Source organism: Wolbachia endosymbiont (group A) of Crataerina pallida, assembly GCF_964028475.1.
Taxonomy (GTDB): Bacteria; Pseudomonadota; Alphaproteobacteria; order Rickettsiales; family Anaplasmataceae; genus Wolbachia; species Wolbachia pipientis.
Genome location: NZ_OZ034785.1, coordinates 65,414 through 80,681, shown reverse-complemented (window position 1 = coordinate 80,681; position 15,268 = coordinate 65,414). Strand labels below are relative to the sequence as shown.

Annotated in this window: 22 protein-coding genes; 4 read left to right on the top strand and 18 right to left on the bottom strand. The window is 35.6% G+C overall.

Annotation, left to right across the window (positions count from 1 at the left end; genetic code table 11):
- The first annotated feature begins 1 nt into the window (after window position 1).
- Complete coding sequence (gene purF / locus ABWU55_RS00395; protein ID WP_353286342.1) at window positions 2–1,387, top strand: amidophosphoribosyltransferase; 1,386 nt, start codon at window positions 2–4, stop codon at window positions 1,385–1,387.
- 19 nt (window positions 1,388–1,406) lie between these two features.
- Here the strand turns inward: purF and ABWU55_RS00390 are convergent, their stop codons facing one another.
- The 11 genes from ABWU55_RS00390 to rsfS all read right to left on the bottom strand — a co-directional run bounded on the left by ABWU55_RS00390 (window position 1,407) and on the right by rsfS (window position 9,243).
- Entirely contained in the window at window positions 1,407–1,916 is a 510-nt protein-coding gene (locus ABWU55_RS00390) for a DNA-3-methyladenine glycosylase (protein ID WP_353286341.1), read from the bottom strand.
- A gap of 63 nt (window positions 1,917–1,979) precedes the next feature.
- Window positions 1,980–2,897, bottom strand: coding sequence for a hypothetical protein (locus tag ABWU55_RS00385; protein ID WP_353286340.1), 918 nt, complete (start codon window positions 2,895–2,897; stop codon window positions 1,980–1,982).
- A 77-nt stretch (window positions 2,898–2,974) separates the two neighbouring features.
- On the bottom strand, window positions 2,975–3,955 hold the full coding sequence (ruvB, locus tag ABWU55_RS00380) for a Holliday junction branch migration DNA helicase RuvB (RefSeq protein ID WP_353286339.1): 981 nt from the start codon (window positions 3,953–3,955) through the stop codon (window positions 2,975–2,977).
- The gene (ruvA, locus tag ABWU55_RS00375) at window positions 3,952–4,533 is read right to left on the bottom strand and encodes a Holliday junction branch migration protein RuvA (RefSeq protein WP_353286338.1); all 582 of its coding nucleotides are present in this window, start codon (window positions 4,531–4,533) and stop codon (window positions 3,952–3,954) included. The genes ruvB and ruvA overlap by 4 nt, the downstream gene beginning before the upstream one ends.
- 870 nt (window positions 4,534–5,403) lie before the next feature.
- Window positions 5,404–5,733 (bottom strand): SWIM zinc finger domain-containing protein, encoded by a 330-nt coding sequence (locus ABWU55_RS00370; RefSeq protein WP_007548583.1) that lies wholly within the window; start codon window positions 5,731–5,733, stop codon window positions 5,404–5,406.
- Between the two features lie 371 nt (window positions 5,734–6,104).
- Window positions 6,105–6,512, bottom strand: a complete 408-nt coding sequence (locus ABWU55_RS00365) for a transposase (RefSeq protein ID WP_353286299.1) — start codon at window positions 6,510–6,512, stop codon at window positions 6,105–6,107.
- Window positions 6,513–6,531: 19 nt separating this feature from the next.
- Window positions 6,532–6,732, bottom strand: a complete 201-nt coding sequence (locus ABWU55_RS00360) for a hypothetical protein (RefSeq protein ID WP_010082383.1) — start codon at window positions 6,730–6,732, stop codon at window positions 6,532–6,534.
- A complete protein-coding gene (locus ABWU55_RS00355; RefSeq protein ID WP_007548762.1) occupies window positions 6,716–7,045 on the bottom strand; it encodes a transposase in 330 nt (109 codons plus the stop codon). Before ABWU55_RS00355 ends, ABWU55_RS00360 begins: the two co-directional genes overlap by 17 nt.
- Window positions 7,046–7,443: 398 nt before the next feature.
- Window positions 7,444–8,694: a tyrosine--tRNA ligase gene (gene tyrS, locus ABWU55_RS00350; protein WP_007548582.1), complete on the bottom strand. Its 1,251-nt coding sequence runs from the start codon at window positions 8,692–8,694 to the stop codon at window positions 7,444–7,446.
- Between the two features lies 1 nt (window position 8,695).
- Window positions 8,696–8,935 (bottom strand): hypothetical protein, encoded by a 240-nt coding sequence (locus ABWU55_RS00345; RefSeq protein ID WP_010963049.1) that lies wholly within the window; start codon window positions 8,933–8,935, stop codon window positions 8,696–8,698.
- Entirely contained in the window at window positions 8,926–9,243 is a 318-nt protein-coding gene (rsfS, locus tag ABWU55_RS00340) for a ribosome silencing factor (protein WP_006279567.1), read from the bottom strand. The genes ABWU55_RS00345 and rsfS overlap by 10 nt, the downstream gene beginning before the upstream one ends.
- A gap of 179 nt (window positions 9,244–9,422) precedes the next feature.
- Between rsfS and ABWU55_RS00335 the strand changes: the two genes are divergently transcribed.
- The 3 genes from ABWU55_RS00335 to ABWU55_RS00325 are packed head-to-tail and all read left to right on the top strand — an operon-like array spanning window position 9,423 to window position 11,285.
- A complete protein-coding gene (locus tag ABWU55_RS00335; protein WP_022626414.1) occupies window positions 9,423–10,040 on the top strand; it encodes an AAA family ATPase in 618 nt (205 codons plus the stop codon).
- Between the two features lie 34 nt (window positions 10,041–10,074).
- Window positions 10,075–10,521, top strand: coding sequence for an RNA pyrophosphohydrolase (locus tag ABWU55_RS00330; RefSeq protein ID WP_007548581.1), 447 nt, complete (start codon window positions 10,075–10,077; stop codon window positions 10,519–10,521).
- Window positions 10,518–11,285 carry a TatD family hydrolase gene (locus ABWU55_RS00325; protein ID WP_010082353.1) on the top strand — a complete coding sequence of 256 codons (768 nt, stop codon included), beginning with the start codon at window positions 10,518–10,520 and terminating at the stop codon, window positions 11,283–11,285. The genes ABWU55_RS00330 and ABWU55_RS00325 overlap by 4 nt, the downstream gene beginning before the upstream one ends.
- Before the next feature lie 27 nt (window positions 11,286–11,312).
- Here the strand turns inward: ABWU55_RS00325 and mdh are convergent, their stop codons facing one another.
- The 7 genes from mdh to ABWU55_RS00290 are packed head-to-tail and all read right to left on the bottom strand — an operon-like array spanning window position 11,313 to window position 15,118.
- The gene (mdh, locus tag ABWU55_RS00320; protein ID WP_209472522.1) at window positions 11,313–12,263 is read right to left on the bottom strand and encodes a malate dehydrogenase; all 951 of its coding nucleotides are present in this window, start codon (window positions 12,261–12,263) and stop codon (window positions 11,313–11,315) included.
- A 3-nt stretch (window positions 12,264–12,266) separates the two neighbouring features.
- A complete protein-coding gene (locus tag ABWU55_RS00315; RefSeq protein ID WP_006279573.1) occupies window positions 12,267–12,839 on the bottom strand; it encodes an NADH-quinone oxidoreductase subunit C in 573 nt (190 codons plus the stop codon).
- The gene (locus ABWU55_RS00310; RefSeq protein ID WP_006279574.1) at window positions 12,832–13,338 is read right to left on the bottom strand and encodes a NuoB/complex I 20 kDa subunit family protein; all 507 of its coding nucleotides are present in this window, start codon (window positions 13,336–13,338) and stop codon (window positions 12,832–12,834) included. Before ABWU55_RS00310 ends, ABWU55_RS00315 begins: the two co-directional genes overlap by 8 nt.
- A gap of 3 nt (window positions 13,339–13,341) precedes the next feature.
- Window positions 13,342–13,695, bottom strand: a complete 354-nt coding sequence (ndhC, locus tag ABWU55_RS00305) for an NADH-quinone oxidoreductase subunit A (RefSeq protein WP_353286337.1) — start codon at window positions 13,693–13,695, stop codon at window positions 13,342–13,344.
- 18 nt (window positions 13,696–13,713) lie between these two features.
- A complete protein-coding gene (locus ABWU55_RS00300) occupies window positions 13,714–14,082 on the bottom strand; it encodes an HIT domain-containing protein (RefSeq protein WP_010082356.1) in 369 nt (122 codons plus the stop codon).
- 3 nt (window positions 14,083–14,085) lie between these two features.
- On the bottom strand, window positions 14,086–14,343 hold the full coding sequence (locus ABWU55_RS00295; RefSeq protein WP_353286336.1) for a hypothetical protein: 258 nt from the start codon (window positions 14,341–14,343) through the stop codon (window positions 14,086–14,088).
- Window positions 14,344–14,359: 16 nt separating this feature from the next.
- A complete protein-coding gene (locus ABWU55_RS00290) occupies window positions 14,360–15,118 on the bottom strand; it encodes a hypothetical protein (protein ID WP_264329491.1) in 759 nt (252 codons plus the stop codon).
- Window positions 15,119–15,268 lie beyond the last annotated feature (150 nt).

Genomic DNA, 15,268 nt, shown 5'->3' with positions numbered 1-15,268 from the left:
TATGCTAGATGAAATGCGTGAGGAGTGTGGAGTATTTGGCATAAGCTGCAACCAAAGTGCTGCTTTTAACTCTATACTTGCTCTCCACGCTTTGCAGCATAGAGGTCAAGAGTCTTTTGGCGTAGTAACCAGTAACAATGATAAGCTGCACTCTTATCACTTTCAAGGTCAAGTGAGCAGCGTATTTGATGATATAGATGAAATAAAGAAATCCTTACCTGGAGATTGTGCAATAGGTCACGTTCGATACTCAACAAGTGGTAATAAGTTTGGAGTGCAGCCCATGCTTGGCAAAAGTGGCAAATTTGGGGATTTCGCCATAGCACATAATGGTAATTTAATTAATATTTCTCCAATACGCGAACAATTAATTAAACAAGAGTGCGTTTTTCATTCAGATATTGATACAGAAGTAGTAGTGCATCTGACAGCAAGCGGTGAAAAAGATAGCTTTTTAGAGAGTTTTATATATGCATTAAAGCAAATACAAGGTGCTTATTCTTTTGTGGCAATCAATCAAGAAGTAGTTATTGGAGTACGTGATTCATCTGGAATCAGGCCTCTTGTTTTAGGAAAGTTAAACGGTTCTTACGTTCTTGCATCTGAAACTTGTGCTCTTGATATAATAAATGCAGAGTTTGTTAGAGAAATAGAACCAGGCGAATTAGTTACCATCAGTTCGGGTAGTAAGCTAGCCTCAATGTTTCCTTTCCCACAGCAAAAATCAAGTTTTTGTATTTTTGAATACGTTTACTTTTCGAGACCAGACAGCATAATGGAGAATAGGTCCATATATGATATAAGAAAAGAAATAGGAAGAATACTTGCAGAAGAGAGCCCACCAAAAAACAATATGGATATGGTTGTACCAATACCTGATTCTGGAATACCTGCAGCTATTGGATATGCAAAGCATTCAGGGTTACCTATGGAACTGGGAATAATTCGTAATCATTACATAGGAAGAACTTTTATACAACCAACCGCTGAAGTACGTAAAGTTAGAATAAAATTAAAATTCAATGCTAATAAGCACACTTTGAAAGGTAAAAACATAATTTTAATAGATGATAGTATAGTGCGTGGTAGTACGTTAACAAATATAATAGTTATGCTAAAGGATGCAGGAGTAAAAGAGATTCACCTCAAAATTTCAAGCCCACCAATTAAGCATTCTTGTTTTTATGGAATAGATACGCCAGAGTGCAAAGATTTAATTGCTGCAAATAAATCTGTAGAGGAAATTAAGGAAGTTATAGGAGTAGATAGCCTAGCCTTCTTGAGTATTGATGGACTATATCAGGCTGTTAAAGGAGAGGTGCGTAACAATGCTACACCACAATATTGTGATGCTTGTTTCACTGGTGATTATCCGATTGGCAAATAGTCTACGCAAGATCTTAAGTTTAGAAAATTTTAAACCGCCAAAATTTCTCTTGGCCTTTACTAATTCCGATTCTTGGAGTGCAAACATAATCTGGTTTGAGGTGAGATTCATAGACACAAAATTTGTGGCTTATAGTAAGGTCCTGTTTGTTATGTTCTTTTGTAATATTTAATCTTTTACACAATATTCCTGGCCCACCTAAATTTGCTTCAAGCGGTTCAATGAGCTTTAATCCCCGTATTAACACTGCTGCTGGGAACCCTTCTGCTTCTGTTACAATATTTAAACAGTAATACATTCCATATATAAAGTACACGTATGAAAACCCCGGCATACCAAACATTACTGAGGTTCGATTAGTATAGCCTCTTGCTGCATGACAAGCTGGGTCACTCATTCCTATATAGGCTTCAACTTCAGTTATCGTTCCACTAAAGTTAGAAAATTTCAGCATCTTTCCTAGTAACTCCCCGGCTACAACCAAAGTTGGCCGCTCGTAGAAATTTCTTGGTAGTATTATGTTGCTCATTATAAGAGTATAAGTTACTTGCAGGTGCAAGCAACTTATACTAATTACTACTTTTGTTTTTTCTTACTTACTCATTTGAGCAGCAGGAGCTTGATGTTTTTGTGTTGTGCTCTCTGTTACATCTGTTGAAGGTTGCTCCAAAAATTTTACTTCTTCAGAGCTTTTTTGTAATTGTGTTTGTGGCAATTGTGATGCTAATGCTTCATGTAAAGGCTTTGCTTCATATTGCCTTCCTACTTTTACTTCTTTATGTGCAGCTAATTGCTCCATAGTAACACCATTACCCTCAATAAGTTTTATAGAACCATCATCGTGAATGCTAATTTTTATGTTACACTCTTTTCCTTGAGCATTCCACTTCAGAGTCATCTCATATGACCCATTTGCCACTTCATAAATTCTTGTTCCATGTTTATCAACCCGGCAACGTAGCCCCCTTGCTTTACTTTGAGGTAGCAATAATGTAATTGCTTTCACGCCATATTGTTTGCACAAATCGTTATTTAGAATGTCACTCATGCTTGTTTCTTTTGTATTACTACCCATCGCAATTCTTACGGCAGGCTCAATAATATTATCTTCATTTTTGCTTTCTTTAAGTTTTATAAATTCTATATCATTATTTTCTATATTTTTAGATATCGCTTCTTTAATTTGTTCAGCAACTTTGCCTATAATGTTCTTACCACCATATTTATTCTCATCCCGAGCAGTATATGTATATATACCATTACTATCCTTATGAATATAAGGTGTTGGTTTCTTTTTATTAGTGGTATTAGTAGAAGTGTTGTTCTGCATTACAAAGAACTCATTCCATTTTTCTTCATTATTAAGAGTGACGCATTTAGGTACATTCTCATCCAGTGTTGATTTAGGTACATTTTTAGTATCCGAAATTGGATTATTATCAGAAGGACTGATATTTAGATTAGAAGAAGTTCCAATCAAAGATACAGTTTCAGTGCTATTAGTTAACATATATGCCTCCATTATTCTTAATATATAAATGTTAACATATAGATGTCGTGCCAATTAGTCAATATAAATTATGATGTTTAATGTTGAAAGCTCAAATACTCCTTTGCTTGGTCGGTTAGAACGCGTCCTCTTGGTGTGCGCTTTACAAAACTAATTTTGATTAAGTAAGGTTCTACTGTTTCTTCAATATTGCCAACATCCTCAGATAGCGCAATAGATATAGTGTCAATTCCAACAGGTCCTGAGGTGTTGAATAAAAATCTTAGATAATGCACATCAAGTTTATTGAGTCCCATTTTATCTACACCCAATTTTAGTAATACAGAATCAGCGACTTCATAAGTGATTTTTTTATCATCTTTCACTTCAACAAAATCCCTTATTCTTCTGAGTAACCTCAAAGCAATTCTTGGAGTGCCGCGCGCACGGCAGGCAATTTCCCGTGCTGCATCCTCTTCAATTTCAGCAGAAAGAACTCTTGCGCCTCTTTTTATAATATCGACTAGCTCCTCAAAAGAATAAAACTCAAGATGCAAAGGAATGCCAAAGCGATCTCTGAGTGGTGCAGAAAGTAATCCAAGCCGTGTGGTTGCTCCAATTAGCGTAAATGGTGGTAGATCTATCCTTAAAGTGCGAGTAGATGGACCTTCACCTACTAATATGTCCAAGCAAAAATCTTCCATAGCAGTATATAAAACTTCTTCGATGCTGCGATTTAATCTATGGATTTCGTCGATAAATAGAACATCTTTTGCATTTAAAGTGGTAAGCACTGCAGCCAAGTCCCCAGCTTTACTAAGTAAAGGACCAGAAGTTGCGCGAAAGCTAACTCTTAATTCTTTAGAAACAATTTGTGCTAAAGTTGTTTTGCCAAGCCCTGGAGGACCGTACAATAAGACGTGATCTAAAGCTTCAGTTCTCGTCTGTGCAGCGTTTATAAACACTTTTAAATTTTGTATTAAGTCTTTTTGCCCGACAAAATCGTCAAGTTGCTCAGGCCTGATGTTGATATTGCGCGCATCTTCAGTATATTCTTTACCGCACGATATTGATTTCATAATGTTGAGAGCTCCTTAAGCGCTATGCGAATAATATCCTTAGTGCCCAGATTTGACGATTCGTCTTGTATTTTTTTTATCGTATCATAAGCTTTCATTTTTTCATACCCAAGATTGATCAATGCTGAAAGTGCATCTTCATTGATTGGATGAAAATTATTGTTATTTATTTCTAATTTACTCACTTTGCCACTTAATTCAGTGATGATTCGATTTATGAGTTTCAGGCCAAGTCCGCTCATCTTGAGTGCTACTTTATCTTCATTCATAATTGCCAAAAACAGCTGTTCTGGAGTTAATTTACTCAAAATTGACATTGCAGTTTTGTAGCTAACACCGCTTACTTTAACAAGCAATCTCAAGCACTGCTGTTCTTCTTTGCTTATGAAACCATATAGCTGAGCAGTGTTTTCTCTGTTATTTGCATAGGTTTCGATAAGTAATTTAACTCTACTTCCGATGGAACATGCATTTAAAGTTTTGGCTGAGAGATACACCATATAGCCAACATCATTCACATTCAGGATTATCTGATCACTGCGCACTTCATCAACTATTCCGCTTAGATTTCCTATCATTTTTAGTACTATATAGGATTCAGTTTAAATACTCCTGGATCTTAGGTCAAGTAAACGAACATTATAACAGGGAAACGTGGCTAAAAAACCACTTGACAAACTCCGCCAGTCCCCTTATCATGGAAGTGAAGCTATTTATTTATCTTCTCTGTACAGATTAAATGACAAAAAACTCACGTATCTGGCGTCCCATGTTTAATTTTTTGCACTATGTGCACCTTATGTCTTTATAAAATTTCTAGGTTTTTACCTAATATAAGCTGAAATGCGCTTATAAAGCATTTAAAACATCAAAAAACGCCAACTTAAAAAATGGATAGTGAATAACTAGCTACCCTAGGGTTTCTTTTGCCTTTTTTTCTGTTTAGTAAATTTCTTAACGTTTATAATTTAGATTAGTTGCGGTTTAAAAGTAGCTGAATCGCGGTTATTAAGTGTTTAGAATAAAAAAACGCCATACTTGAAAGTATAATGTAAGTAATTAGCCAATCATGGGGCTTTTTTTGCCTTTTTTTTCGTTTGGTAAATTTCTTAATGTTTATAGCTAAACGACAACCGTCATCCCGCTGCTTGTTAGCGGGATCTATGCTAAGAGATACCGCGGATGAATCGCGCGGTATGACGGTTCGTGGTGGCATCTCGTCATCCCGCTACGTGTTAGCGGCTAAGAGATACCGCGGCGGTATGACGTCTTAGCCATAGATTACCTGATCTCACCATCTTTCCGGTTGTTTTATACATAATTCTCGGATTTTGAAAGTTCACTTTGAATAAATTGCTCATATTCTTTATCCTCTAGTTCTTCAAAAATCTCAGGATAATGTTTACTGGAACGAGTAATTATTGAAATTAGCTCTTGCTTTGTTTTTCTTAGTAAAACCTTTCAAAGAGAGTCTGTTCATCTGGGCGCGCAGACGATCGATACTCCTTTCTATCAAGTGCAACCAAAGCAAAACCTGTTGCAGCCATATGCTTACATGGACCATAATACACAAATGCAGGACAGGAACATGTTCCACTCAAAAGAGGACCATCGTGCTTTAGTGTTACTCGATATACATTTGATCCAACTACCTTTGATTTAGCTTGAGATTCATTAACAGATATAATCTGTACCTTTCTTTTGTCAAAATAATCCCTTCCTCTGGAGCGGTAGGGTTCTTTGATAAGACCTGTGATATCTTTATAATACAGTCTCATTTTTACCTCCTTTAAAACCCTCAATTTTCTAATATATCCTTTCTTCCATAAAAATTTATTAACTCACCACGACTTTTATATGGCCCTGCGGACAATTTTATAGTGCTATAGCTAACTCAAGAAAGGTTTCCCTACGTCATACCGCGATTCATTCCATAACTGTATGAACATTCATTTTTGAAGGTAAATTGCACAGCAAATGGTGTCATGAAAGTAGCTGACACTGGAATCCAGCCTTGCCGTAATCTCATCAAGAACGTTGTGTTTTAACATAAAACGGCTACTTTTATACTTACCAACTTAATAAAATTCCTGGATCCCAGTGGGCTTTGTTGCATCGCTCTTCGGATAGTAGGTAACGCACAATAAATTTATGAAGCTATCTCAAATTTAGCCATACCAATATCAGTGAACTTATTGAGCAAATAGCATTTAACAAGTAGTTCCTTCTCTCTATTTGTCTCAGATTTATTCCTAAAACTAAACCCGAATGTTTGTTTCAGTTGCGAGAAAAAACTTTCTATATAAGATCTTTTTCCATAACTCATCTCTTTTTTCCACTTCTTTATACCATCTTCATCATATGACTTTATGAGCTTGACTGCAGAATTTCTCTCAGCCATATAGTCTAACTTTGGATGCTCTGCTGCGTTGTTTTGCGGAGGAATTTTCGTTTTTATACCATATTGATTACACAGCTTATAGAGCTTTTCTCTGTCATATGCCCTATCTGCATATAGTACTTTTATGACATACTGAAAATCGACTTCTTTTAGCAAATCACAAGCTCCATAGTGATCAGCCGTTACTGTATTTTACAGCTATGGCTTTTTTGCTGTTTGTATTCAACATTACATGCAATTTTCTTGTCTGTTCATAGCTGCGATACTTTCTATCTTCGCTATTTTCTTTGCTATGACCAGGAGTGTTGTTGTATATACTAATTCCTGTACTGTCTATAGCAATTTCGATATCTTCCATATTATTTTCTGCAATCATTGATCTTAATATTGAGTTTCTTAAACCTTCTTGATGATTGTGAATAGCTGATAACTTGCAAATTTTTCCCAATTTGCTCAAGGTATCCTGCTATAAACCCAACTGTTTGCCTCAGGCCTATTCTAAATAAACAAGTTATTATGTGCACCAAAATTACAACTTTATCGCTATAAATATTGTTGCCACCTGGTATTTTTGGACCATTCTCGTACCACTTTTCTATGGCTTCGTTGATATAATGAAAAATATTTCCTCTTTTTTCTAGAAATTTGTTATATTCGCTATGGTTACTGACCCTCATTTTTTGTGGCATATTTTTTCTTTCAAGGTTAAATGGCTATTTTATAATGAATTTTGTCAGTAGCCACCAGATTTTTTCAGTTGCTATGCAACAAAGCCATCCCAGTGTCAAGCACTGGGATGACAAGAAGAGGGTACTTGGATAAGAGGCATTGCCCTCCTGGTAGGCCCAAATTGCAATGTCCGTACAGTTATGGATTCATTCGCGGTATAGATTCCGCTAATGAGTAGCGGAATGACGAATTTGTTGTTTTTCAAATTGTAGGTAAACCTAAGCCACTTTAGCTATATATAATAGAATTTCGCTTTCTACTATCTTTCCAGTTGTTTTATACATAATTCTCGAATTTTGAAAATTTGCTCCATATCTAATTTCTCACTTGTATAAAATTTGTTTTCTTACTTCGAGACCTAATCTACCACAACTTTTATATGGCGTTTCTTTCCTGCAGATAATTTTATAAATGGCTGATCTTTAAAGCTTTCGAAATTTATTACATGATCAATATTGTTTACAACATTATCATTAATCTTGCATCCGTTGCCCTGTATTAAACGCTTTGCAGCGCCTTTTGAAGGTTCAAAACCGGTGTCATGTAGTAGGTCTACTAAGGATATGCCGCTTGCAACTTGTTCTTTTTTTATGATGTAATCAGGAAGTAGTGAGCTATCTTCATTCTCAAAAGCAGAAATTGCAGCAAATTGTGCAAGTTCCGCTTCTTTGTCACCATGACATATTTTTGTCACTTCTGTTGCCAAGACCTTTTTTGCTTCATTTATTTCTTGATCCTTTAAAGACTCTAATTTTCTAATCTCATCAATTGGCACATCAGTGAGCAATCTTAAAAAACGTCCAACATCTTGATCATCAACGTTGCGAAAATATTGCCAGTAGTCGTAAGGCTTTAGCATATTATCATCAAGCCACACTGCTCCACTTTCAGTTTTGCCCATTTTTTTTCCTTGTGCATTTAATAAAAGAGGCATGGTAAGGCCAAATAGCTCAGGTAAATTCAACTTTTTTCCAAGTTCAATTCCGTTTACTATATTTCCCCACTGGTCTGACCCTCCAATCTGCAGACGACAATCATATTTTTTGTTTAATTCAATAAAGTCGTAAGCTTGCAATAGCATGTAATTAAATTCTAGAAAGCTTAAGGTTTGCTCTCTATCCAGCCTGGTTTTCACACTATCAAAACTTAGCATACGATTTACAGAAAAATAAGCTCCTATATCACGCAAAAAATCTATGTATTTTATGTTATCCAACCAATCTGCGTTATTTACTATCATTGCACCAGTCTTGCTGTCATTAAAAGACACCATTTTCTCTAATATTCTCCTTATACTGGATGTATTTTGATTGATGTTCTCTACAGGCAAGATGCTTCTTGCTTTATCTTTGAAGGATGGGTCACCAATTTTTGTTGTGCCACCTCCAAGTAAGACTATCGGCTTATAACCAAATTTTTGTAGGTGACAGAGCATCATAATCTGAATTAGGTGACCAGCATGAAGACTTGGTGCTGTGCAATCAAACCCAATGTATGCAACTATATAATTGCTCTGCAATAATAATTGATCTAGTCCTTCAATGTTTGTGCATTGGTATAGGTACCCTCTTTCTTGGATGAAATTTAAAAATTCAGATGCGTGTTTCATTTTATAAACCCCAGTCTATCCTGTCATTAATGCCGAAGGTAACCCTAATAGAGAAGCCAGTGCCCAGACACTGGAACTTAATTATAAACAAGCACACTATACAACGTTTTCGATGAAATTGCATGAAAAACTGGATTCCAGTGTCAGCTACTTTCATGACACCACTACCTGTGCAGGAGTTGCCTTCAAAATTACAACGTTTGTGCAGTTGTGCACCAGCTATCCAGGCAATCAGTTCCATAACTCTTCTATTTTATAATACTCCCTTACTTCCGGCCTGAATATGTGAACCATTATGCCTTGAAAATTCAAAACTACCCAATTGCCTTCATCCATACCTTCTACATCTATTTTATCATGTGGCTTGAGGCTTTTTATTACGTGCTCAGCTAAAGCTTTAACGTGACGGCTTGAATCACCAGATGCAATAATCATATATTTTGCAATAACGGTTTTATTCTGCACATCAAAAGTTACTATATCATGACCTTTATTTTGATCTATTATCTCTTCAATTGTACTTCTTATCGATTCCATATCGCTAAGCATTGTTTACAGGTTATATGATTCATTTATAATTATATACTCAAAATTTCTAAATATGAACTATTTTCAACGCAACTACTTGTTAAAGGTATTACCTGCATCTATTTTATCATCATGTTTTTAGCATGTACAATGTATATACTTTTTATATAATTGAAAATAGCTTTTTACTAGTATTCATTATGGGCAAGACTCTCATCTACTTAATCGGCTTTCCAGGCAGTGGTAAGTTTACTACTGCAAAGGAACTGTGTAAAATCATTGGTGCAGTAATAGTAAGCAATAATCTATTCAATAATATTATATTTGATATTGTTAAATTACAAAACGCTGAAGTTCCAGATGACCTATGGGAAAAAATTTTTGCAGTTAGGGAAAATGTATTAGCAATACTGGAAAAACACTACGTAAAATCAAAACATTATATATTTACAAATGAATTGATAGAGGGTGATCCCTATGACCAAAGATTATATAACTCAGTGGTAAATTTAAGTAAAAAAATGGACATGGAAATTTTTTCTGTAGTATTACATTGTAATAATGAAAAACTAGTAAGACGTGTCCAATCAGAAGAGAGATATCAGGAAAATAAAATTACTGATCCGGATTTTGCTATAAAGAAAATTGAAGGGAAAAGGCTATTTATACCTGAGGGTTCGCTTGAAATTGATAACTCGAACTTGAGTGCAAAGGAAGTTGCAAAGAAAATTGTTGAAGAGATGAAGAAAGAAAAAAATGGAAAATTAATTAAAACTTCTGTAACAAATCATTTAAAAACAGAGCGTACTCGTGGTTGAGCAGAAAGATAAGTACCGTCCTTGTGTTGGCATAATGCTATTTAACAGACAAGGACATGCCTTTATTGGAAAACGCTTTGATAGCGATTCTTACTGGCAGATGCCACAAGGAGGTGTTGATGATGGTGAGGAACTGGAACAAGCAGCGTTACGTGAGTTGCTAGAGGAGGTTGGTACTAATAAAGTAAAGGTTATAACTAAAAGCAAGGATTGGATATACTACAACTTGCCTGAAGAAGTTATACCAATATGCTGGAATGGAAAATATTCTGGTCAAAAGCAAAGGTGGTTCTTAATGAAGTTTTGCGGAGAGGATGAGGACATTGATATTAATTATACTGGTCATCCAGAGTTCAAAGAGTGGCGTTGGCAAGGTATAGATAGTTTAGTAGCCAGTGCTATATCATTTAAAAAAGAAGTTTATAAAACAGTGATAGAAGAGTTTTCTTCTATAATAAAAGCCTCAACAATAAGCTCATGATAGTAGATTCTCATTGCCACTTGATTTATTTTTCTGACGATGAAATACCAAAAGTAATTTCAAGGGCAGAGCAAAATGGTGTAAAGGTTTTGCATAACATATGCGTAAGCATTGACGATGTTCCTAAGTTATTAAAAATTTCTTCATCCTATGATCAGGTCTACTCCTCTGTTGGTATACATCCGCTTGATGCTGCTATAGAAAACGGTGAGTGTATACATGTTGATGAATTAGTTGAATTTACCAAGAACCAAAAGGTAATTAGTATCGGTGAAACCGGGTTAGATTTTTATAAATCTGACAACAAAGACAATCAGAAAAAAAGTTTTGCATTACATATAGAAGCGTCAAGAATAACTGGACTACCTTTAGTTATTCACACAAGAAGCGCTGATAATGAGATGATCGATATGTTAAGGTCAGAAATGAAAGCCGGTGCTTTTAGTGGAGTAATGCACTGCTTTGCTTCCTCTAAAGAACTTGCTTATCAATCTATAGATTTGGGGTTATATATTTCATTTTCTGGAATTATTACTTTTAAAAATGCGAGCTTACTCAGAGAAATTGCACAAAATGTACCACGCGAGCGTGTTTTAGTCGAAACTGATGCACCATATCTATCACCTGAGCCTTATAGGGGAAAAAAGAATGAACCAGCAATGGTGAAATACGTTGTTGATTGTTTGGCAGAGTTGTGGAATGAGTCACCAGAACAAGTAGCGAAGGTAACCACAAGCAACTTTTTTAGGCTGTTTGAGCTATAAAGAAGCTCTATAAAACCATTAATTTGCTTATGAACCTAAAGATTTCACCAGCTCTCTCACCGAGTTTACAGACTTATTAAACATTTCTTGTTCACTATCATTCATTTTAACTTCTAGGATCTTTTCAATTCCGTTTTTTCCAATAATTACAGGAACACCAATAAACAACTCTTCTACACCATATTCACCATTAAGGTAAGCAGCACATGGTAATATGCGCCTCTTATCTTTTAAATATGATTCTAACATGCATATAGCTGAAGATGCAGGAGCGTAGTATGCAGATCCAGACTTAAGCAGATCAACTATTTCTTTACCGCCATTGCGAGTGCGTTCAACTATTTCATCGACTTTTTTCTGTGTGATAAGACCCATATCGATAATTTGAGTAAGTGGAACTCCAGCAACTGAAGCACAATTGATTAGTGGTACCATAGTGTCGCCATGTCCTCCAAGCACAAAAGCAGATATATCTTCAACTGAGATATTTAACTCACTTGCAAGAAAGTAACGAAAACGGGAAGAATCAAGCACTCCTGCCATGCCAACAATCATATTAGTTGGAAGGTTTGAAAATTTATGCACCACTGAAACCATGGCATCCAAAGGGTTGGTAACCACTATTACAAACGCGTTTGGAGAATATTTTTTAATATTTTCGCCAACCTCCTTCATTACTTTAGCATTGGTTTGCAGGAGGTCATCCCTGCTCATTCCAGGTTTTCTAGCGATGCCAGCGGTTATTATAATTGCATCGGAGTTTTTTATATCTTCATACCTATTTGTGCCAGTAATATTGACATTAAATCCATCAATAGGGGATGATTCTGCTATGTCGAGTGTTTTACCTTGTGGTATTCCATCACTAATATCAAGTAAAACAACATCACCGAGTTCCCTTAGTGCAATCATATGGGTGAGAGTTCCACCGATATTTCCTGCACCGATTAAAGATATTTTTTTTCTTTGTACTGTCATTTTCTACTCCTTTGTATTTACTTTTATGGTTTTACCTTCCCAAGGCGATAAGCTATCAAACATACGAAAATCTTGCGGTAAATCTATAGGATTATACACAACCTTTTTTGTCTCTATATCATATCTTACTTCCTCATAACCAGTGAGAGGGAAATCTTTTAACATTGGATGACCTTTGAATCCATAGTCTGTTAGAATCCTACGCAAATCAGGGTGATCAGAAAACTCTATTCCATACATATCAAACACTTCACGCTCAAACCACAAAGCCGTACTAAATATCTTCGCTACACTTGGAGGCATGTCGCTTTCACATAACTGAAGCTTTATGTGTACTCTAATATTATGCACAATGCTGAGCAGATTGTATATTAGCTCGAAACGCTTCTCTCTATTTGGATAGTCAACCCCAAAAATATCAACTAATAGTTCAAACCTACACTTTTCATCATCACGTAGAAAGAATAGGTACTTTTCAATTTCATCTAAAGTTGAATATATTACAATAATGCCATCATCTTTTTGAATGCACTCGCATTTGGTCTTTTTTTGTATATACTTTGCAGTTTTATCCATTCCGAGTCCGTTTTATTTTGTTTTGTAGGCATAGCATTCCATATAGCAACGCCTCAGCGGTTGGTGGGCATCCAGGGACATACACGTCAACTGGCACAATTCTATCACAGCCTCGGACTACTGAATAAGAGTAATGGTAATAACCACCACCATTTGCACAACTTCCCATGGAAATAACATACTTCGGGTCTGCCATTTGATCATAAACCTTGCGCAATGCTGCTGCCATTTTATTAGTTAGTGTGCCAGCAACAATCATCACATCTGATTGACGTGGGCTTGCACGAAACATTATACCATATCTATCAAGATCATAACGGCTGGATGCAGTATGCATCATCTCAACTGCGCAACATGCAAGACCAAATGTCATTGGCCACAATGAACCAGACCTTGCCCAATTCATTACATAATCTGTTAAATCACCAAATTTAGTGACAAGAAACCCTTCTTTTTTATAACGACCCCAGTCATCATTAGATAGAATTTGATTTGTCATAAACTACTCCCACTCTAATGCACCTTTACACCATTCATAGATAAAACCTATAGTGGGTATTGCAAGAAATACCATCATAGACCAAAATCCACCATAGCTTATCTTAGATAAAGAAACAGCCCAAGGAAAAAGAAAAGCAATTTCTAAGTCAAATATTATAAATAATATTGAAACTAGGTAAAATTTAATGTCAAAATTTTTCCTTGCACTGGATAGTGGATTGAAGCCACACTCATATGTGGAAAGCTTTTCACCATCTGGCTTACTCACTGCAAGAAACATAGGCAATATACCTAAAGCAAAAGATACTACAATTGATACGCAGATAAAGATTACTATGGTTAAATATTCGCTCATTTAACAAAACATATAACACTATGAGTTTACATGCTTTCCTAACTTTTTACCACCTAAAATATGCACGTGAAAGTGTGGTACAACCTGCTCTCCATTTTCACCGTAGTTAGTGACTAATCTATATCCTGTTTTTTCTAGATTATATTTGTGTGCTATCTCTCTTACAGTTTTGAAGAAATCCGCTATTTCCTCTTCAGGAGCTTTTAGAATGAAATCATCATATGAAATATATTGATTTTTTGATATAACTAAAATATGAACTGGTGCGTCAGGGTACTTATCATGAAAAGCTAGTACATTTTCATTTTCATGTACCTTCTCACAAGGTAACTCACCTCTTAATATTTGAGCAAAGATGTTATCGCTATCATAAACTTCATTGCTCATATTTTAAGAGCGACCTTCCCCTCTTTCTTCGTTTTTCTCTACATTAGGTGTAGATAGTGGTTTTATCGCTTCACCAGAAGCATCTTCAAGATTTAAAGAGCTTACAAGTTCCCTTACTTCTACCATGTCCTGCTGTTCTTTCAAAAAGGGTTCTATTCCACTTACCCTTTTTCCAGTAATAACTCCTGGTTGTAAGTGATACATATCCCCAGGAACAGTTAGACTATGATGTCTTTCCTCTATTTTTTTAGCTTCACTCATAATACTCCCCTATAACTTATTTTTGCATTCCACAACTTTGCGACTTACCTGCTTTTATAGCTTCTTGCGCCCATTTTTTCTCACCTGAAGCTATAGTTTCTGAAGGCTGACCAACATCAGACTTCACAACTTTGTCTGATGACTGCTTTTGATTATCATATTCCTTATACAATTTTTCTGCAATACCATACAGCAATTTTAAGTCTGTGTGAACTTTAAATTCTCCACCAGTAATTTTTGCTAGATCTTTAAGGTTACCGTCAACTTTTTGTTTAATTTCTTCAATAGCAAGCTTTTTTATCTCCTCTGGACTCTTTCCTTTATAGTCAGTTTTAATGTCTTCAATTATTTTTTTAACATCAACTTCAATTACAATTTTATTTTCTTCTCTATGTATAGTGATGTTTGAATACTCACTTTTTAGTGCTTTTATTTGTTCATCATTCAAATAAGGTATATCTCCCGTCAGAGTTCTTGACACTAAAAAACTTACCTTTCCTATCCCTTTCTTTTGCTCTGTTATTTGTACACCAAGATCCTTACTAGCCTGTGTGGTTTCTATAGGTGGATCATATTCCCTTTCTTCTTCAGGTACATCTATACCAACAGCTTTCTTTAACGAAACTGTAGCATCATGTTTCATTTCACCCGTTGAAGCAAACGGCTTCTTTATAGGGTAAATAAGTGCTTTAGGCACAAGAGCAAACACCCGACCTGTAGCTTCTACACCTGTTTTAACTGCTCCGCCTATCTTAGCCCAAATAGATTCTGCCATACATACCTCCAAGGTAGTTTCTATAACTAAATACATTTTAATTATAGACGAAAAAATTTAAACTTCTATATCCATTATAAGATAGAATTATAGGGATTGCAACCATTATTTGCACATTGTCTAAAACATATAGTATTTTCGCTACTTTTA